At 66.3% G+C, this 18,543-nt stretch carries 19 protein-coding genes; 8 read left to right on the top strand and 11 right to left on the bottom strand.

Features of this window, described 5'->3' with window-relative positions:
* Positions 1-120 precede the first annotated feature (120 nt).
* The 4 genes from AC07UX_RS13855 to AC07UX_RS13840 are packed head-to-tail and all read left to right on the top strand — an operon-like array spanning position 121 to position 4,198.
* Entirely contained in the window at positions 121-1,365 is a 1,245-nt protein-coding gene (locus tag AC07UX_RS13855) for a CDP-glycerol glycerophosphotransferase family protein (RefSeq protein WP_495192583.1), read from the top strand.
* Positions 1,358-2,521 (top strand): glycosyltransferase family 4 protein, encoded by a 1,164-nt coding sequence (locus tag AC07UX_RS13850; protein ID WP_495192582.1) that lies wholly within the window; start codon positions 1,358-1,360, stop codon positions 2,519-2,521. The genes AC07UX_RS13855 and AC07UX_RS13850 overlap by 8 nt, the downstream gene beginning before the upstream one ends.
* Positions 2,521-3,510 carry a sulfotransferase gene (locus AC07UX_RS13845; RefSeq protein ID WP_495192581.1) on the top strand — a complete coding sequence of 330 codons (990 nt, stop codon included), beginning with the start codon at positions 2,521-2,523 and terminating at the stop codon, positions 3,508-3,510. Before AC07UX_RS13850 ends, AC07UX_RS13845 begins: the two co-directional genes overlap by 1 nt.
* On the top strand, positions 3,485-4,198 hold the full coding sequence (locus AC07UX_RS13840; protein WP_495192580.1) for a winged helix-turn-helix domain-containing protein: 714 nt from the start codon (positions 3,485-3,487) through the stop codon (positions 4,196-4,198). Before AC07UX_RS13845 ends, AC07UX_RS13840 begins: the two co-directional genes overlap by 26 nt.
* A gap of 3 nt (positions 4,199-4,201) precedes the next feature.
* Here AC07UX_RS13840 and AC07UX_RS13835 read toward each other — a convergent pair whose 3' ends face one another.
* From AC07UX_RS13835 to AC07UX_RS13800, 8 genes are all read right to left on the bottom strand, one after another.
* Complete coding sequence (locus tag AC07UX_RS13835) at positions 4,202-5,191, bottom strand: DUF2891 domain-containing protein (protein WP_495192579.1); 990 nt, start codon at positions 5,189-5,191, stop codon at positions 4,202-4,204.
* A complete protein-coding gene (locus AC07UX_RS13830; RefSeq protein ID WP_495192578.1) occupies positions 5,188-6,123 on the bottom strand; it encodes a DUF979 domain-containing protein in 936 nt (311 codons plus the stop codon). The genes AC07UX_RS13835 and AC07UX_RS13830 overlap by 4 nt, the downstream gene beginning before the upstream one ends.
* Positions 6,120-6,797, bottom strand: coding sequence for a DUF969 domain-containing protein (locus AC07UX_RS13825; protein ID WP_495192577.1), 678 nt, complete (start codon positions 6,795-6,797; stop codon positions 6,120-6,122). Before AC07UX_RS13825 ends, AC07UX_RS13830 begins: the two co-directional genes overlap by 4 nt.
* A 19-nt stretch (positions 6,798-6,816) precedes the next feature.
* The gene (locus tag AC07UX_RS13820; protein WP_495192576.1) at positions 6,817-7,407 is read right to left on the bottom strand and encodes a LuxR C-terminal-related transcriptional regulator; all 591 of its coding nucleotides are present in this window, start codon (positions 7,405-7,407) and stop codon (positions 6,817-6,819) included.
* A 107-nt stretch (positions 7,408-7,514) separates the two neighbouring features.
* A complete protein-coding gene (locus AC07UX_RS13815; protein ID WP_495192575.1) occupies positions 7,515-8,108 on the bottom strand; it encodes a nitroreductase family protein in 594 nt (197 codons plus the stop codon).
* A gap of 66 nt (positions 8,109-8,174) precedes the next feature.
* Positions 8,175-8,354, bottom strand: coding sequence for a hypothetical protein (locus tag AC07UX_RS13810; RefSeq protein WP_495192574.1), 180 nt, complete (start codon positions 8,352-8,354; stop codon positions 8,175-8,177).
* Between the two features lie 117 nt (positions 8,355-8,471).
* The gene (locus AC07UX_RS13805) at positions 8,472-10,511 is read right to left on the bottom strand and encodes an amidohydrolase family protein (RefSeq protein ID WP_495192573.1); all 2,040 of its coding nucleotides are present in this window, start codon (positions 10,509-10,511) and stop codon (positions 8,472-8,474) included.
* A 118-nt stretch (positions 10,512-10,629) separates the two neighbouring features.
* Positions 10,630-12,765, bottom strand: coding sequence for a TonB-dependent receptor plug domain-containing protein (locus AC07UX_RS13800; protein WP_495192572.1), 2,136 nt, complete (start codon positions 12,763-12,765; stop codon positions 10,630-10,632).
* 78 nt (positions 12,766-12,843) lie between these two features.
* On the opposite strand from AC07UX_RS13800, the gene AC07UX_RS13795 reads away from it, so the two are divergent.
* Together AC07UX_RS13795 and AC07UX_RS13790 are read left to right on the top strand one after the other, a co-directional pair.
* Positions 12,844-13,383 carry a hypothetical protein gene (locus AC07UX_RS13795; protein WP_495192571.1) on the top strand — a complete coding sequence of 180 codons (540 nt, stop codon included), beginning with the start codon at positions 12,844-12,846 and terminating at the stop codon, positions 13,381-13,383.
* Positions 13,384-13,412: 29 nt separating this feature from the next.
* Entirely contained in the window at positions 13,413-14,354 is a 942-nt protein-coding gene (locus AC07UX_RS13790; protein ID WP_495192647.1) for a cytochrome-c peroxidase, read from the top strand.
* A gap of 164 nt (positions 14,355-14,518) precedes the next feature.
* On the opposite strand, the gene AC07UX_RS13785 is transcribed toward AC07UX_RS13790, so the two are convergent.
* From AC07UX_RS13785 to AC07UX_RS13775, 3 genes are read right to left on the bottom strand one after another with little or no spacing between them, the layout of a single operon-like run.
* Positions 14,519-15,265: an SDR family oxidoreductase gene (locus AC07UX_RS13785; protein ID WP_495192570.1), complete on the bottom strand. Its 747-nt coding sequence runs from the start codon at positions 15,263-15,265 to the stop codon at positions 14,519-14,521.
* Positions 15,262-16,203: a 2-hydroxyacid dehydrogenase gene (locus AC07UX_RS13780; RefSeq protein ID WP_495192569.1), complete on the bottom strand. Its 942-nt coding sequence runs from the start codon at positions 16,201-16,203 to the stop codon at positions 15,262-15,264. The genes AC07UX_RS13785 and AC07UX_RS13780 overlap by 4 nt, the downstream gene beginning before the upstream one ends.
* A 14-nt stretch (positions 16,204-16,217) precedes the next feature.
* Complete coding sequence (locus tag AC07UX_RS13775; protein ID WP_495192568.1) at positions 16,218-16,979, bottom strand: SDR family oxidoreductase; 762 nt, start codon at positions 16,977-16,979, stop codon at positions 16,218-16,220.
* 140 nt (positions 16,980-17,119) lie between these two features.
* Here AC07UX_RS13775 and AC07UX_RS13770 point away from each other — a divergent pair, with 140 nt between their 5' ends.
* Complete coding sequence (locus AC07UX_RS13770; protein ID WP_495192567.1) at positions 17,120-18,175, top strand: L-idonate 5-dehydrogenase; 1,056 nt, start codon at positions 17,120-17,122, stop codon at positions 18,173-18,175.
* The gene (locus AC07UX_RS13765) at positions 18,172-18,507 is read left to right on the top strand and encodes a hypothetical protein (protein WP_495192566.1); all 336 of its coding nucleotides are present in this window, start codon (positions 18,172-18,174) and stop codon (positions 18,505-18,507) included. The genes AC07UX_RS13770 and AC07UX_RS13765 overlap by 4 nt, the downstream gene beginning before the upstream one ends.
* Positions 18,508-18,543 lie beyond the last annotated feature (36 nt).

The following is an 18,543-nucleotide window of genomic DNA, read 5'->3' as shown; positions in this document are numbered from 1 at the left end:
TCCGTTTTATCGGTTCATGACCGCTTTGTTGCAGGCGCTTTTCGCGCTGACGCACAGTGAAATCCCGCCGCGATAAAGGCGGGCCATAAAGCCATCGGGGTCTGCACCGATGGAGATTTTATGGGACGCGACTGGTTCGACCGGAGCGACGCCGCGACGCTGGCGCCGCCGCAACGGCTGTGCTTTTTCTTCAACGCCCAGATTCACCAGCTTTTCCACGCCCTGCCGATCGCGATCGCCCTGTCGCGCGATCCCGGCTTCGCCGTGGATGTCATGGCCGCGACCGACGATCATCTGGCGATGGCGCGCGATATCGCCGCAACGCAGGGGGCAGGGCCGATCCGCTTTCTGCGCTGTGGCGGGCGCTGGCTCGATGCGCTGGCGGGCCTGACCGGCGCCACCATCCCGCCCAAGATTGCCAGCCTGATCGCCGCGCGACGGCACATGGGCGATTATGACGCGATCGTCGTGCCGGAACGCACGTCGCTGCTGCTCAAGCGGCTTGGCCTGTCGCGCACCCGTTTCATCCACAGTTGCCATGGCGCGGGCGACCGGGCGGTCGGCTATGACCGGCGCATCGCCCAGTTCGACTTCGTCCTGCTGGCGGGCGAGAAGCAGCGGCGGCGGATGCTGGACGAAGGGCTGATCCGCGAAGGCCATTATGCGATCAGCGGCTATAACAAGTTCGACCTGACCCGTCCGCATGGCGCCCGGCACGGGCTGTTTGCAGACGACCGGCCGGTCGTCCTCTACAATCCGCATTTTTCGCCACGCCTGTCCTCCTGGCCGACCATGGGGGAAGACGTCATCCGCCAGTTCGCACGGGACGACCGGTTCAACCTGATCGTCGCGCCCCATGTCCGGCTGTTCGACAATCGCCGGAAAAGGGCGGCTATGGAACGGCGCCTGGCAGAACTCGCAAGCCTGCCCCACGTCCATATCGACCTTGGCAGCCGGGCCAGCGTCGACATGCGCTATGTCCATATGGCGTCGCTTTACCTCGGCGACGTTTCGAGCCAGATCTATGAATATCTCGCCCGCCCGCGCCCCTGCCTGTTCCTGAACGGTCATCGCGCCAACTGGCAGGAGGATCGCAGCTATGGCCATTGGCATTATGGGCCGGTCCTGGACAGCGCGCAGGGTATCACCGACGCGGCGGCAGCGGCGATCGCAGACCATGCCGCCTATGTCGATGCGCAGCGGCAGGGCGTCGCGCGTACCTTCGGCAATATGGACGCCCATTTGGCAGGAGGCGCCGGCGCTCGCGCCGCCCGTGCGCTGTCCCACTATCTCCAACGCAGCCACATGGCTGCGCGCCCGGCCCTGGACGGCCTCCCTCGACTGGAATTGGCCGCCCATGCCTGACATTTCGAACGCCATCTGGTCGAACGCCATCTGGCTCGTTGCCCGCGTCTATGCGCCCGACGAAGGCGGGGTGCAGACCTATGCCCGCGAAGTGGCCAGCGCCTATGCCGCGCAGGGTCGGCGCGTCACCATCTTCGCCAAAAGCTCGGCCGGGCCGCGGCATGAGCAGCAGGATGGGATAGAGTTGATCGACGTCGGCGCCGCGTCGATGATGACGGTCTATTGGCGGCTGTTCCATGCGATGCTGACCGCCTGGACCGCAGGTAATCGTCCGGCCCTGATCCACGCCTGCACATGGCGTGCGGCGCTGCCGGCCCTGCTCTTCCCCCGGCCCATCGTCGTCACCATCCATGGCCGGGAAGTCGCTCGTCCGCGCGGGCTGGCGCTGATGCTGCTGCGCCTGACGCTGAAGCGGGCGCGGCGGATCGTCGCGGTCAGCGACGTGACCCGTACCCTGCTGCTCTCGCGCCTGCCGCATCTGGCGGCTCGCACCGTCACCGCCTGGAATGGCGTCCGGATGCCGGTCGATCGGGCGCCGACCCGCTTTGCGCAGGGGGATGGCCCGGTCCAGTTGCTGACCGTCTGCCGGCTGGTCGCGCGCAAGAATGTCGCGGCGGCCGTGCGTGCCATTGCCGGCTGCGTGCAGGCCGGCGCGCATCTGCGCCATGTCATCATCGGCCGGGGTATCGATTCGGTGCGTGTGCGGGAAACGATCCGCCATTGCGGGCTGGGCAATAGCGTCACCATGGCCGGCTATGTCGGGGAGGCGGAACTGCGCACGGCCTATGCCGGCGCCGACATCTTCCTCCATCCCCAGATCGCGCTGGAGGATGGCGCGGAAGTCGAGGGTTTCGGCCTGTCCATCGCCGACGCCATGGCGCAGGGGCTGGTCTGCATCGTCGGCAAGGATGGCGGCCCGGCGGAATTTGTGCGCGACGGCGTGACCGGCTTCGTCGTCGATGGCCAGTCGATCGACGCGATCCGCACCGCCATTGACCTGTTGATATCGGATCCGGCCCTTTGCCGCCGCATCGGCGAGCGGGCACGGATCTGGTCGGCGGACAATCTGTCCTGGGACCGGCATTGCCGCCTGTGCCTGGGTGAGCCGGTGGCATCGTCATCGCAGCAGGCCACGCCAATGGCGGAGGCCGCCTGATGGGTCCGATCGTCCATATCGGTTATCACAAGACCGGCACGACCTGGTTTCAGGAGCGCTTTTATCCGGCGATACGGAACCGCCGCTACATACACCGCGCAACGGTACGGGCCGCTTTCCTGGAGGCTGGCGCGCTACAGTTCGACCCGGCAGAGGCGCGCGCATGTCTGGGCGACGCCGCCGATGCGATGATCCTGTGCGAGGAAAATCTGACCGGCGGCCTGCATAATGGTGGCCTTGCCGGCAATTTGTCGAAGGATGTGGCCGATCGCATAGTCCGTACCCTCCCCAATGCGCAAATCGTCATCTTCGTGCGCGATCCGCTGTCCGCGATCGTGTCCGCCTGGCTGCAATATGTGAAGGGCGGCGGCACGTTCGGCCTGCGCCGCTATCTGTTCGGTCGCGATCGGCTCGGCCCGGTGGCGCCGGAACGGGATGAGGCGCCGGGCTTCCGCCTTGACCATTTCGACACGATCCGCCTGATTTCCCATTATGACGGGCTGTTCGGGCCGGACCGTGTGCATGTCTTTCGCTATGAGGATTTCCGCGCCGACCCGCGCGGTTTCGCCGCCGCCTATGCCGCGCGCTTTGGGCTGGACGTCGATCTGGCCCATATCGATTGGGGTACGCGCAACCCCTCGCTCAGCCTGCCTCTGCTGTGGCTGGCGCGGGCGATGAACCTGTTCACCCGCCGCGCCGTGGCCGACAAAAGCTGGCTGGTCCATATTCCCGGCTGGTATGGCCTCAGCCGCCGCATGCTGCGCCGCGCCAACGGATCGGGCCGTTTCGGCCGACCGCTGGGCACGCACGACCTGCTCGACGATGCGCTGGCTGCCCGGCTGCGCAGCCATTTCGGTGCCGGCGAACGGCTGCTGGCGGCACGGCTGCAATGGCAGGCGCGCAATGATGACGCGGACGGCACGGTTTTACGCTGGCGGCAGCGTCCTTGCAGGTATGACGATCATGCTCAGTCGCCTGCTCATCGTTGACGATGACACCGCCCAGATCGGCCAGCTGGCGGATTATTTCGCGCGCTACGGCCTGCATGTCACCGGCGCGCCCTCCGCGCTCCAGATGCACGAGCGGCTGGCGCAGGACCAATATGCGCTGGTGGTGCTCGACCCTGCCGTCGCGCCGGGTCAGGGCGCCGGGCTGCTGCGCGAACTGGCGATCGAGCGGCGCCTGCCGGTAATCGTCCACAGCGCCGCCTGTGGCGATGCCGACCGCATCGCCGCGCTGGAACTGGGGGCGGAAGATTGCCTGAGCAAACCGGCCAATCCGCGCGAACTGCTCGCCCGCATCCGCGCCGCCCTGCGTGGCCGCGCGGGAACGGCGCGGCAAGTGCAGGCGCCCGTCGCCCGCAGCATCGCATCCTTTGAGGGCTGGCGCGTGGACATGACCACCGGCCAATTGTTCAACCCCGTCGGCATGGCCATGGCCCTGTCCGACGGCGAATTTCAGCTGCTGCGCGTCTTCATCGAGCATCCACGCCAGGTGCTGGATCGCACCCGGCTGCTCGACCGCGTCTATGGCGCGACCAGCGACCATTATGACCGGTCGATCGATGTGCAGCTATGCCGTTTGCGGCGGAAACTGTCGGCCTGCGGCCTTAAAGGCCCCGTGATCCGCACGATCCGTAACGAAGGCTATATGTTCGTCCATAGCGTGACGCACTGACCCCTATTCCAGCGCCAGCAGGGCGAAGGTGGCGAGCCAATGTTCGCCCATATAGTCGCCTGCGACATGGGGCAGGCTGGCGTCGATATGGGCGCGCGCAGCCTGCTCCGCCAGAGCGGCGACCGGATCGCCCGCACCCAAAGCGGCGGCGATCCCGCGCCAGCACCAGGCACGGCTGAGATTGAGGCCGTCGAGATGCGCGATCTTGCCATCGCTGCGGTCCGAAACCGTCGCAGGCATGAACAGTGTCGCCGGCTCGCCGCGCTCAAGATGGGGCAGGAAGGCGTGGAACCAGTCGGCAAACGCCGCGCGATCCAGCAGGCGGCTCATCAGCAGCGCCTCGCACAAGGCGGGCGAGAGAAATTCGTCGCCGCCCGGCTCCCATGCCTGACAGGCGCGGTCCTGCCCGAACCAGCCGATCGCCTTGTCGTGGATCAGCGCCACCAGCGCGGAATCGCGCGTCTGCGCCCAGCCCAGCGTCAGGATCAGCGCGAAGGCGATGTTGAAATGGGTGCCGACGCGCAGCGGATAGGTCAATTTAGGCAGAAAGGCGTGGAAGCGCGCTGCGAACGCATCGGCCAGCGGCGCGAAAGCATCCGCCCAGGGCGCGTCATGCAGCGCCAGTTCCTGATGCAGCGCCAGCGCCCAGGCCCAGCCATAGGGCCGTTCGAACCCGGTACTGAGCGGCCGATGCAGATAGGCCAGTTCGCCCGCTACCTTGTCCGGCACCAGCATCGCGTCGCCGCGCGCCCGGATCGCATCGCCCTGCGCCAGATCGGGGAAGAGGCGCTTCAAGCGCATCACCTGCCACCAGCCATGGACGCAGCTATGCCAGTCGAAACTGCCGTGGAAGATCGGGTGATGGTCCTGTGGCGGCCGGGCATCCTGTGGCCCGCCCATCACCAGATCCATCTTGTAAGGATAGAGGCGGCCCAGATGGGACAGTGTCAACGCGGCGAAACTTTCGCCGGTCTCTTGCGTCAGAAGCGTCATCGAAAGGCCAGCCAGTAGATAAGAGCGATGTTGACGATCAGCAGCGGCAGCGCGGTGCCGACCTGCCGCCTGATCACGCCATGCTTGTCCTTGAGTTCGAGCAGGGCGGCGGGGACGAGGTTGAAATTGGCGGCCATGGGGGTCATCAGCGTCCCGCAAAAGCCTGCCAGCATGCCGATGGCGCAGACCACCGCCGGATCGCCATGATAGGTACGGATTAGCAAGGGCACGCCGATCGCCGCGGTCATCACCGGAAAGGCGGCAAAGGCATTGCCCATGATCATGGTGAAGAGCGCCATGCCCAAAGCATAGGCGATGACGGCGCCGAGCAGGCTGCCCTGCGGGATCGCCTGTTGCACGATGCCGCCCACCACATCGCCCACGCCGGCGAGCGCGAAGACCGCGCCCAGGCTGGCCAGCATCTGCGGCAGGATGGCGGCCCAGCCGATACAGTCCATCAGCCGCCGCCCCTGCTGCAATGGCACCAGCGCCCCTGCGCGCAGCCACAGGCAACCGACCGTCATCGCTACAACCACGCCCAGCGCCAGCGCGATCAGCGTCGCCTGCCTGGCATCGAACCAGTCCGGCGCGGCCTTGAACAAAAAGGTGCCGGCCAGCGCCGTCACCGGGATGATGAGCGCGATGGCGAACAGGCGATTGCCGAAGCGATCGGCCCGCGCCTGCCGCTGCTCCGGCGGCACCGCGCCATCGCCCCGGCCAAGGCCCAGCGCGCCCAGAGCGATCAATCCCAGCACCAGCACGCCATTGCCAAGGTCGCCCAACCTGTCGCCCGCCCACATGGAGGTTGCGAGCAAGGCCCAGAAGGCGGCGGTCGTCCAGCGACGGGGATTGCCCATGTCGCGCGCGCCCAGCAGGGCGAAGGCGGCGAACACCGCGCCGGCGAGCGCATAGACCCAGTGCAGCGTAATCATGACGGCCCCTCCCCGCGCGGACGCGCCAGCCTGCGATCCAGTCGCCAAAGGCGGAAACCATGGATCAGCAGCGCCGCGATCGCGGTCGGGATCGCCCAGACCGACAGCTGCAATGGCTCCAGATTGATGCCATATTGTTCCAGCAGCCCCTTGATCAGCAGGATGGAGCCGATGGCGAGGAAGATATCCTCCCCAAAGAAAAGCCCGATATTGTCGGTCGCCGCCGCCCAGGCCCTGATCTCCTCCCGCTCGGCATCGTCCAGATCGCCCGCCTGACGCTCGGCCGCCGCTTCGGCGATCGGCGCGACCAGCGGCCGGACGGTCTGGGGATGGCCGGCGACGGAGGTGAGGCCAACGGCGGCCAGCATCTGCCGCAGGATCAGGTAGAAGGTCAGGAACCGCCCGACAGTCGCCCCGCGCATCTGCGCGATCAGGCCGCGCGCCCGCTCCTGCAATCCGTTCGCCTCCAACAGGCCGACGACTGGCAGCACGATCCAGATGATGCTGACATAACGGGCATCGTTGAACGCCTTGCCGAAGGCGGCGAGGATCGCCAGCGGGTCCAGCCCCGCCGCAAGGCCCGTGACGATGGCGGAAGCCAGGATCACCAGCAGCGGATGGAAGCGCAGCAGGAAGCCCGCCACGATGATGGCAATGCCCAGCAACACCATCAACGACGCCCCCGCTTCATGCTCACAGCCCCGCTTCGATCGCCAGGCGGATGGCGTCGGCCGCCGTGCGTGCACCCAGCGCCCGCAGCATCGCCGCGCGGTGCATCTTCACCGTCCGTTCGGTAAGGCCAAGGTCAAAGGCGATCTGTTTGTTGAGCTGCCCCTCCGCCATGCCGGTCAGCACGGCGCGCTGGCGATCGGTCAGCGTCGCGATCAGCGCAGCGGCCTCCTCGCTGCGGGGCGGCCCCACATCCTCGACCGCAACCTGCGACCCCAGATACCAGTCGAGCCTGCCGTCAGTGCCAAAGATCGGCGCGATCATCACCGCGTTACGGAAACCCGTCCCATCCTTGCGATAGTTGAACAGTTCGACCAGCACCGGCCGCTGCGCCTTCAGCGCGCCGCGGATGGTGTTGATCGCAGCATGGTCGGTATCCGCGCCGGACAGGAATCGGCAATTGCGCCCGATCACCTCATCTGGCGCATAGCCGGTCAGCGCGACGAAGGCGTCGTTGCAGGCGACGATCGGATTGTCGGGCAGGCGCGGATTGGTGACGACGGCCGCGACGGCGCTTTCAGCAATCATTGCGACGGTCGTTGCGGGCAGGAACATGAAAAACAGGCACTCGATGGGACGACGGGGACAACGCCAGCGCGCTGCCCCCGTCATGGTGCCCAATTCACCCCCCGACCGCAAGGCAAGGGAATGATTTCAAAAGGTCAGCCCGCGAAATTGCCCTGATGGGCGAAGCTTTCGACCGGCTTGCGATCGCTTGGCTCCTCGCGCGCCTGAAGCGCTTCGGGCAGGACCGACTTGTCGCCCTGACGCCCGATCGCGACCGCCGCTTCGATCCGGAAACGCTCCGGCACGGCCAGTTCGGCCCGCGCCTTGTCGAAATCCACGCCGGTCATGCCATGGGTGTGATAGCCAAGCCGCGTCGCTTGCAACGCCAGCAGCGCCCAGGCGGCACCGGCGTCGAAGCTGTGGCTGTGCGACGGCTTGTAATCGTCCGATCCCGGCGCGGCGATCAGCGTATCGGACAGGATGAAGACGATCGCGCCGGCATTCTTCACCCAGCCCTGGTTGAACGGCAGCAGCAATTCCAGGAAACGCTGCCAGTCCGCATCGTCGCGATGGGCGTAGAGGAAACGCCAGGGCTGATAGTTGAAGGCCGAGGGCGCCCAGCGCGCGGCGTCGAAAATCGTGTCCAGATCCGCCTGCGGGATCGCCGAACTGTCGAACGCACGCGGCGACCAGCGGTCAAGGAACAGGCTATCGACGGGGCGCGTGGAGGCGCGGGGATTGGTGGCCATGCTATCTCCTGGAAAAGACGAAGGAAGGACCGTCAATGTAGGCGATCCTGCGCGCATGCGAAGGGGTCAGTTGACGGTTTCGCGCGTCGGTGCGGGCAGGTCACGGGCATGGGGCAGGTCGAACAGGACATCGGCGTCCCGATCGATCAACACGACCGAAGGCTCACGGAGCAACGCCTGCGCCAGTCGCGCCCGCCACCGCCCGAACAGGCCATCGGCCCTATCCTGCTCCTGCCTATCCTGCATAGATTCTCCGCGCCGACTCATGCGGCTTATCTACCGATGCTATAGAGAATCGTCCTGCAAGCAATGCTGGATCGCGACACAGAAAAATTTGGGGGCAGGCCGGCCCGCCCCCGCCCCTCATTTGGGCATGCCGGACAGGCCGCTCGCACGCCGCAGCGCATCTCCGTCCAGCCGATAGCCATCCAGGAACACGGTGTTGACCTGGCGAAGCCTTGTGATGTCCTTCGACACGTCGCCATCGACCAGGATGATGTCGGCCTTCTTGCCCGGCGCGATCGATCCGATGCTGTCGGCAAGGCCCGTCATCCGCGCCGGCACGATGGTCGCGGTCTGCAAGGCCTGCGCATTGGTGAGGCCAGCCTGCTCATAGAGTTCCAGTTCACGCACCAGTTCGAGCCCATAGCCATCCGTACCGGCGACGATGCGGACGCCGGCGGCATGCAGTCGCCCGACCAGCCCGACCATCTTGTCGAAACTCTTGCGATAATCGTCCCGCGTCAGCCCGGCGACCAGCGGATAGCCGCCGATCTTCCAGCCCCGCGCCACCGATGGCGGGGCAATATCGGCGAACGGCGCATATTCGGGCGAGATGGTCGTGCCGTCCGACGTCATCAGCGGTTCCCACACGGTCAGCGTCGGGTCGATGATGGTCCCCCGCTTCGCTAGTTCAGCGTAAAAGGCCTTCATAGTCGGCGAATCGAGATCCACATCCTTGCCATATCTGGCCGGTCCCTCCAGCCGCGCGGCCGTGTTCGCCTTGTCCACCACATCCTGCGGCATCGCCTGCATCATGATGAAGTTGATATGGGTGATCTCATCATAGCCCGCCCGCACCGCATCGAGCGGACGCATGCCGGCGGGCACATGGCCATGGACATGCAGGCCAAGCTTGTGCGCCTCCGCCGCCGCCGGTGCGATCCAGGCCGGGTCCATGGAGGTGTAGAATTTGGCGCCCCACAGGCCCGCCGCCTTGATCCGGTCGACCGCCGCCACCGCTTCGGCCGCCGACGACACGGTCAGCGCGCCCTGCGCGGCTAGCGGATCCTTGCGGTCGATGATGACCGATATCTTCCCGTCCGGCGCCAGCAGGTCGCCGGCCGCCCGGCGCTTCTGGATGCTCAGCGCCTCGTCGATCATGGAGCCGGGGCTGCGATAATTGGTCATGCCCGTCGCCAAATTCTGCAACAGGTTCCAATCGTCGCCGACATGCTGGTGCGCGTCCCACAGGCCGGGCGACAACGTCTTGCCGCGTCCGTCGATCAGGGTCGCGCCGCCCGGCGCCTTGATGGAACCGCCCGCGCCGACCTTTGCAACCTTGCCATCGGCGATCAGCACCGCCCGGTCGGGCAGGTAGGTGCCGGCGACCGAATCGAACAGCAGAACATGGTCGATCAGGGTCGGGGTGCGATTGGCGGGGCTAAGGAATTGGTGCGCCACATCGCGCACCATGGCGGCGGTGGCCGCGTCCTGGATATCCTTCAGCTTCGGCCCGTTCTTCTCATAGCCCGCCGGCAGCAGCGATATCACACCGGCATTGCCGAAGAAGCGATTATCCTGGTCCAGCCACATGGGCGAGGGGGAAAAGCCATAGCCCCTGATGAAGGCCAGCTTGACCGTCTTTGGTCCCTGCGGTCCGTCTATCTGCACCGGCTGGCCGATGCTGATGCTGGCATGGCCGGTCGGCAGCAGGTCGATGCCCTTGTCGCCGGCGGCCACCAGCGCCTCTATATCCTTTTCACCCGCCAGCCAGGGGCCGCCATATGTATTGTACCGCTTGCCGGCATAGGGCGCGGCGCCCTCGTCGATCACTGTCTTCCACCGGCCGGTCCCATCCGCACCGACGTGGAAGGTCTCGGCCGCATCGCCCTGATCGGTAAAACCGCGAATGACGATTCCGGTCGGCCGCCCGTCGGCGCCCAGCGTCATCACCTCGTCCGTTTCCGTCACCCATCCGCGCAGCGACATGGACATGCGATAGGCGACCTGCCCGTCCGCCAGCGTCCAGGACCAGATGTCGCCGTGATTGCCGGCGGTCGAACTGATGGTGAAATGGCGCGCATCGGACGACGCCGTCAGCAATTGTTCCTTGGGCGTCGGCGCCGCCATGGCGATGGACGAAATGGCGGCAAGCAACGAAGCCAGCATCGTTCGGCGCATATCTCACTCCCCATAGATTATGAAAGCAGACTGACGCGCCCGCGCGCGCCGCGCAATGGCTATTCGTTGCGACCGCCGGGGCTGCGGCAGGTTACCCGCTACAGCCCCGGCGCCCTAGTCAGTAGCGCGCGCGGATGCTGGCGAAGAGCGTGCGACCCGTTTCCGGGAAGCCATCGGTCAGCGTATAATAGTCATCGAACAGGTTGCGGCCGCCCACGCCGATCTCGATCCCGTCGGTGATGGCATAATCGACGCGCAGCCCGGCATTCACATAGGCGCCGGTGCGATAATAAAGCTGCGGCGCGCTGGCCGGCAGGGCGGTGAACAGGGTCCAGCGGTTCGACGCCAGATCCACGCTGGGGACGATGTGCAGTTTCTCGACCGGTGCCCAGTCGAGATAGGCGAAGCCCTTATGCGTGGGCACGCCGGTCGGATGGAACAGCGGGTTGGCGGCATAGTCCAGATCGCGCTTCGTGCCGGTATAGTTGAACCCGGCATCCAGCCGCGGCAGGATCGTGGCCGATACCGACAGTTCGACGCCATAATATTCGCCCCTGCCGACATTGCGGCTCTGCGACAGGTTGGTCAGCACGCATCCGGCGACCGGCACCGCCGGCGGCGTGGTGGACGCGGTGCAGGGATAGGCCGGCGTCGGCACGCTGAATATGGCATTGCGCACCCAGCTGTAGAAGAGCGCGCCCTCCACCCGCAGTCTGCCCGCCGCCCAGCTCCCGCCGATTTCCGCGTTGGTGGCGCGTTCGGCCTTCAGGTCGGGATTGGGGATGGCGGCGTTGAAGCGTTGGCTGAACCGTTCGAAGATCGTCGGGAAACGCGCGCGCGACGACAGGCTGGCATGCAGCTTTACCGCATCGCTCGCCTGCCAGTCGAACCGGCCCTGAAGATTCCAGGTGTCGGCATCACGGCGCGGATAATCATACAGCACCGACGCACCCGACGTGCCGAGCGGCGCGCCATATTCCTGCGCGTTGATGAGGTTGCGCCAGTCGAAGCTGCCGCCCAGCGTAAAGCGCAGGTCCGGCGTCAGGCGCAGCTCATTTTCCAGCGCCGCCGAAAATGTTTCCTCCGTCTGGGTCTGGCGCGGCTCGGTGGTGCCGACGCCGGCGGTGGAAAAGCTGGTTTGATACTCGACATGCCTGTCATGCCGATAATGGAAGGCCAGACGCAGCGTATCCGCCTCGCTCGCCTCGAAATCCAGCTGGGCCGATCCGCCCCAGGCGCGATCTTCATAGGGGCTGTCGAACGTGTAGGGCCGGGTCTGCGTCGTCATCGTCCGGTCGGTGAAGCTGCGCAGGATCGAATCGAACTGGTTGTAATAAGCGCGCGTCTTCAATGTCGCCCGGTCGCCCAGCGCGGTGGTCGACAGGAAATAGACGCTGGTTATGTTCCATTCCGGCCAGTCCCAGAAGCGCGGCGTCGTCACCGTATCGCTGATGTGCAGCGGCGCGCCCTTCGCCCCCTCCTGATAGGTGTAGCTCAGCGCATATTCGTCGGTCGCATTGGGGGTGAAGCCGACCTTGGCATTGACGCGCCAGTCGCGGGTGCGCGAAAAATCGCGCGCGCCGCCATCCTCCAGCGCCACGTTGCGCGGGGTGAAATCATCGGGCAGATCCCAATGGTCGGTGAAGCTGCGGGCATAGCTGGCCTGCGCGTACCAGCGCTCATGGCGCGTCCCGACCTTGGCGGAGACATTATAGCCGGCATAATCGGCATCATTGTCGAAATTCACGGTGCCGCGCAGGTCGATATCCAGCGCCTTGGCCGGCTTGGCAGTGACCAGATTGATCGCCCCGCCCATCGCGCCCGGCCCGTCCAGTACCGACGCATAGCCCTTGGCCACCTGCACTTCGGCGATGTCGGTGATCAAAAAGCGGCCATAGTCCAGCCGGTTGTCGGCGGGCAGATAGACGCGGATGCCGTCGATCGACAGCGGCACCTGAAACCGGTCGAAACCGCGCACGAACACCAGCCGTTCGTTGCGCGTGCCGCCGCTGTTGCCGGCCGACACGCCGGGCATCAGGTTGACCGCATCGTCCAGCGCGGTGCGGCCGAAGGTGTAGATCGCGTCCGACGACAGGGTGTTGCCGTCAATCTCGATCCCCTGAGTGCGCGGCGCCGTGACGATCATCTGGCCCAGCGAGAAGCGATCGCTCCCCTCTTCCGGCTGAACCTGTGCCTGGGCCTGCCCCGCAAGGGCGCTGCCCGCCAGCAACAGGGCGGTGAAAGCGATCCGCATATATTTTCCCCCTTTTCCGGTCGTTCGACTCGATATATCCGGCCGTATATAGCGAAATATTTCAGAGGGAAGCCCCAGATGCCATTCAGCGCCCCGTTCCAGCGCCTTGCGCCTGCCGCCATCGCCGCGCTCCTGTGCGCCGCGCCTGCCGCCGCGCAGATGGACCATGCGCCGGTCCAGTGCGCCGCCCCGGGGGACTTGCCCGCGCCGATGACCTCCTGGCGCAGCCCGGTCGCGCTCAAGGCCGCCGCCGATGGCAAGGGCGCCGCGCGCGCCATGCTGACGCCGGGCCGGGCGGTGACGCTGGCGCTGCTTCCCACGCCCAGGGTCGCCTATCCGGTGCGGCCGGCCAAGCCGGGCGGCAGCGTCAGCCACGGCGGCTTGGCCAGCTTCACGGTGAAGGACGCCGGCACCTGGCGCGTGGCGCTGGGATCGGGGGCCTGGGCCGATGTCATCGGCGACGGTCGGGTCGCGACCTCGACCGCCCATGGCCATGGGCCCGACTGCACCGGCATCCGCAAGATGGTGGATTATGATCTGAAGCCCGGCCGCTACACGCTGCAAATCGCGGCCAATGGCGAAGACAGGCTGACCCTGCTGGTGACGCGCCTGCCGTGAAGCCCCTGCTGCTGGCGGCCGCATTGCTGATGCTGGTCGCGGCCGGCAAGCCATGGCGCTGGGATCTGCCGGCCGGGGTGGATGCCCCGCCCGTGCCCGCCGACAACCCGATGAGCGCGGCCAAGGTCGAACTGGGCCGCCGACTCTTCTATGATGCGGACCTGTCGGCCGACGGCACCATGGCCTGCGCCGCCTGCCATGAACAGAAGCGCGGTTTTGCCGACGGCAATGCCACCCGGCCGGGCGTGCATGGCAATCCGGGCCGGCGCAACGTGCCGGGGCTGGCCAATGTCGGCTGGCTGTCGCCGCTGACCGTCGCCGATCCCGCCCTCACCCGGCTGGAGGATCAGGCGCTGGTGCCGCTACTGGGTACGCAGCCGGTGGAAATGGGCATGAAGGGGCTGGAGGCGGAACTGCCACGCCGGCTGGGCGCCGACGCCTGTTATCGCACGATGTTCGCTCGCGCCTTCCCGGCGCAGAAGGGGCGTATCGACACGCGCATGGTCACGGCCGCGCTGGCCGCCTTTCAGCGCACGCTGATCGCCCGCGACAGCCCCTATGACCGGTTTCGCCGGGGTGAGGCCGGACTGCCCGCCGCTGCGCAGCCGGGGCTGCGCCTGTTCGACCGGCACTGCGCCACCTGCCATGGCGGGCAGGACATGACGGACCTGCGCTATCATGGTTTCGAGCCGGCGCAGGCGCGCGACCCCGGACTCATCGAAAAGACCGGCCGGGCGGAAGATGCTGGCCATTTCCGCACGCCATCGCTGCGCAATGTCGCCGTCACCGGTCCCTGGTGGCATGACGGTTCGGCCCCGACCATGGCCAGCGCGGTCCGCCGTCATGGCTCGTCGCTTCCTAAAGACGCGATGGCCCCGCTCGGCGCGCTTCTCGACCAGATGACGGACGCCACCTTCCTTGCCGATCCACGCTTCGCCATGCCCGATCGCGCCTGCGGGAAGCGGCTATGATGCACTCAGGGGCGATCGGGTCAAACCGCCGGACGCCGGGCAGAATGAACAATCTTGACGGACAGGGGGCCAGACTCTCCCAAATTTGGCCATGGCCTACCGGAAGCTGATAAATAGGCCTTGATGTTCGCGCATGAGCGATATCGAAATGCCGGTGCGTTATATTATCCTCGGCCGATAAAGGGCATGTTGGTCGCCATCAGCGTCATGAACTGCACATTGGCGTCGGGCGGCAGTCCGTCCATATAGGCGACCGCCTCCCCCACTTGGCCCACGTCCATCACCGGTTCGGGCATCCTCTCGCCATTGGCCTGGGCCACGCCGGCCGACATGCGATCGCCCATGGCGCTGCTGGCATTGCCGATGTCGATCTGGCTGCACGCGATGCCAAACGGCCGGCCGTCAAGCGATGCCGATTTGGTGAGGCCCGTCACGCCATGTTTGCTGGCTGTATAGGCGATCGAATCCGGGCGCGGGCTGTGCGCGGAAATCGAGCCGTTGTTGATGATGCGCCCGCCCTGCGGCGCCTGCGCCTTCATCGCGCGGAACGCCGCCTGAAGGCACAGGAACGCCCCTGTCAGATTGGTGTCGATCACCCGGCGCCAGTCGCCTTGCGCCAGCGCGTCGATCGGCACATCGACCACATTGACGCCCGCATTGTTGAACAGCAGGTCGATCCGGCCGAATGCCGCGATAGTGGCGTCGAACAGGGCGGTGACGCTCGCCCCATCGGTGACGTCGGTGGGAACGGACAGATGGTCCGCGCCTTCCAGCAGCGCCAGGGTTTCCGCCAATCCTTCCGCGCGCCGGCCTGCCAGGGCCAGCCGATAGCCGCGCCTATCAAGCGCGATCGCCACCGCCCGCCCGATCCCGCTGCCCGCGCCGGTGATGACGGCGACGCGCCCGGTCACGGCAACGCACTCGGCAGCGTCGCGCCCGCCAGCAACGCATCCACATTGGCCAGCACCAGATCGGCCATCGCCTTGCGCGTCTCCACCGTGCCGCTGGCGATATGGGGCGCCAGCACCGTGGACCCGCTGGCGATCAGACCGACCGGCACGACCGGCTCGTCCGCCACCACGTCGAGCGCCGCGCCGGCGATCGTGCCGCGCTCCAGCGCCGCCACTAGCGCATCCTCATCTACCACGCTGCCCCGTGCGACATTGACCAGATAGCCCTCCGGCCCCAGCGCCTCCAGCACCGAAGCATCGATCAGACCGCGCGTCTCCTCCGTCGCGGCGCAGGCCAGCAGCAGCACGTCGCTGTCCCGCGCCAATGCGTGCAGGTCAGGCTCGAACCGATAGGGCGCATCCTTTGGGCTACGGCCATGATAGGCGATCGGCCCGAACGCAGCCAGCCGATCCGCCGTCGCCCGGCCGATATGCCCCAGCCCGACGATGCCGAAGCGCCGCCCCGTAACTTTGCGCTTCAGCGGAAAGCCTTCCTCCAGCCAGCGCCCGTCGCGCACGAATCGATCCGCCGCGGCAAGCCCGCGCAGCAACCCGATGGTCAGGCCCACCGCCAGATCGGCGACATCTTCGGTCAGCACGCCGGGCGTCGTGCTGACGGCGACGCCGCGCGCCTGCGAATAAGGGACGTCGACCTTGTCGAACCCCACGCCGTTGATGGCGATCAGCCCCAGCGACGGCAGCGCATCGATCAGATCGTTGGAACAGCCCAGATGCCCGCCGGTCACGACGATGGCGGCGCTGTCGGCCTGCGTCGCCAGCCACGCGCGCTGCGCCGCCTCGTCCAGTTCGAACCAGCGCACCACCGGGCCACGTTCGGCTAGTTGCGCCTCCAGATACTCCGACAGCGGGCAAAGCTGCAACGCGACCCGTTTTCCCATGATCCCGTTTCCCTTTAGATGACGGACAAGATGCCGCCATCGACATAGATGGTCTGGCCGTTGACGAAATTGGATGCGGACGAAGCAAGGAACACGGCCGCGCCATGCAGTTCCTCCAACTGGCCCCAGCGACCGGCGGGCGTGCGATTGCATAGCCATGCGTCGAACACAGGATCTTCCACCAGCGCCTTGTTGAGCGGCGTGTCGAAATAGCCCGGCCCGATCGCGTTGACCTGAAGCCCGTGCCGCGCCCAGTCGGCGCACATGCCCTTTGTCAAATTTTTCACCGCGCCCTTGCTGGCGGTATAGGGGGCGATGCCGGGTCGGGCCAATTCGCACTGGACGCTGCCAATATTGATGATCTTGCCATGGCCGCGCGCGATCATGTGCGGCGCCACCGCCTTGCTGACATAATAGACGCTGTCCAAATTGGTCGCCATCAGTTCGCGCCAGTCCTCGTCGTTGAAGCTGTCGAGCGGCGCGCGGCGCTGGATGCCCGCATTATTGACCAATATGTCGATCGCGCCGACATCCGCCTCGACCGCCGCTATGGCGGCGTTGACCGACGGCTGATCGGTCACGTCGAACAGGCTGGTCGCAACCGCGATGCCCTGCGCCTCCAGTTGCGCCGCCGCCGCATCCAGCGCGTCCTGACTGCGGCCGTTCAGCACCAGGCGGGCACCGGCCTGCCCCAACGCCGTGGCGATCGAAAGGCCGATACCGCGCGCCGCGCCGGTGACGAGCGCCGTGCGCCCTTCAAGGGAGAAAAGGGTCATGTGGCAAACCTCCATACCTGCCTGTTAGCGTAGAAAGTGACCGGTCACATTGCAATCGACATTTTTCATTTTATCGTGTTTCATAACTTCATTGCAGCAAGATGTGACAAATGATATCGGTCCCATCAAAGGAGAGACTCATGCTGGCTGCGATATGTCATGGGAAGAAGGATTTACGGGTGGAATCCCGCGCGGAGCCAGCGCTGGCCGCCGATGAGGTCAGGGTAGGCGTCGCCTATGGCGGCATTTGCGGGTCGGACATGCACTATTATCATCGCGGCGCCGTGGGCGACTTTGCGGTGCGCGAACCGATGGCGCTGGGCCATGAAATTTCCGGCGTCGTGCTGGAGGTCGGATCGGCCGTCAGCCATGTCGAACCGGGCATGAAGGCGGCACTCGACCCCAGCCGCCCCTGCCTTACCTGCGACTATTGCCGCGCCGGCCGCATGAACCTCTGCACCGACATGGTTTTCCTCGGCAGCGCCGGCCGCTTCCCCCATGTGCAGGGCGGCTTCGCGCAAACCCTCATCCTGCGTGGAGACCAGATCATCCCGGTCCCTGCCGATGCCGACCTGCTGGCCCTTTCGGTCGCCGAACCCCTGTCGATCGGCCTCCACGCCGTCAACCGTGCCGGCTCGCTGATGGGCAAGCGCGTCATCGTCACCGGCTCCGGCCCGATCGGCCTGCTGACCGCGCGCTGCGCGCTTCATGCCGGCGCGATCGAAGTGGTCTGCACCGATGTCGAGGACGCTGCGCTTGCCGTCGCGCGCGACCGCATGGGCGCCACCCGCACCATCAACGTCGCCACCGATCCCGACGCGCTGGCCGCCTATGCCAGCCCCGCCGGCCATTTCGACGTCGCGTTCGAAGCATCGGGCGCACCGTCCGCCTTGCTCTCGCTCTTCCCCATCGTCCGGCGCGGCGGCCGTATCGTGCAGGTCGGCATGCTGCCCCCCGGCACCGCCCCCATCCCGGTCAACCCATTGCAATCGCGCGAGATCGAGTTCGTCGGCGCCTTCCGCGCCAATGGCGAGTTTCGCCTGGCCGTCGATCTGATCGTCAGCGGCGCGATCGACGTGTCGCCGATCCTGTCGGGCACCTTCCCGCTCGAACGGTCGGTCGACGCCTTCGAACAGGCCGGCGACCGATCACGCTTCGTCAAACTGCACATCGCCATCAACGAGGATATATTGTGATCACACGCACCGCCATTTTCGAAGGCACGATCAAGCCGGGTTTCGAGGATCGCTTCCGCGAAGAGGTCCGCACCCGTCTCGCCCCGCTCTGGGGCCAATTCCCCCATGGCAGCAACGTCCGCCTTTTCTTCGTCGATCAGGTCGATGACGGCGCGCCGCCGATCGCGATGATGCAGCAGGTGGACTATCCCTCGCTCGCCGCGCTGGACGAAGCGCTCGCTTCCCACATCCGCACCCAGGCCCGCGCCCTGACGCTGGAATTGCTGGAGATGTTCGAGGGCCGTTTCTACCACATCATTAGCGGCGGCAACGCGGTGGCCGAGGCCGCCTGACGCTGATATGCGACAAGCATCGCAGCCATCAGGAAA

The organism is Sphingobium sp. GW821-FHT02B05 (genome assembly GCF_059421905.1).
The sequence above is the reverse complement of the archived record's forward strand: the minus strand, read 5'-3'. Positions and strand labels throughout refer to the sequence as shown.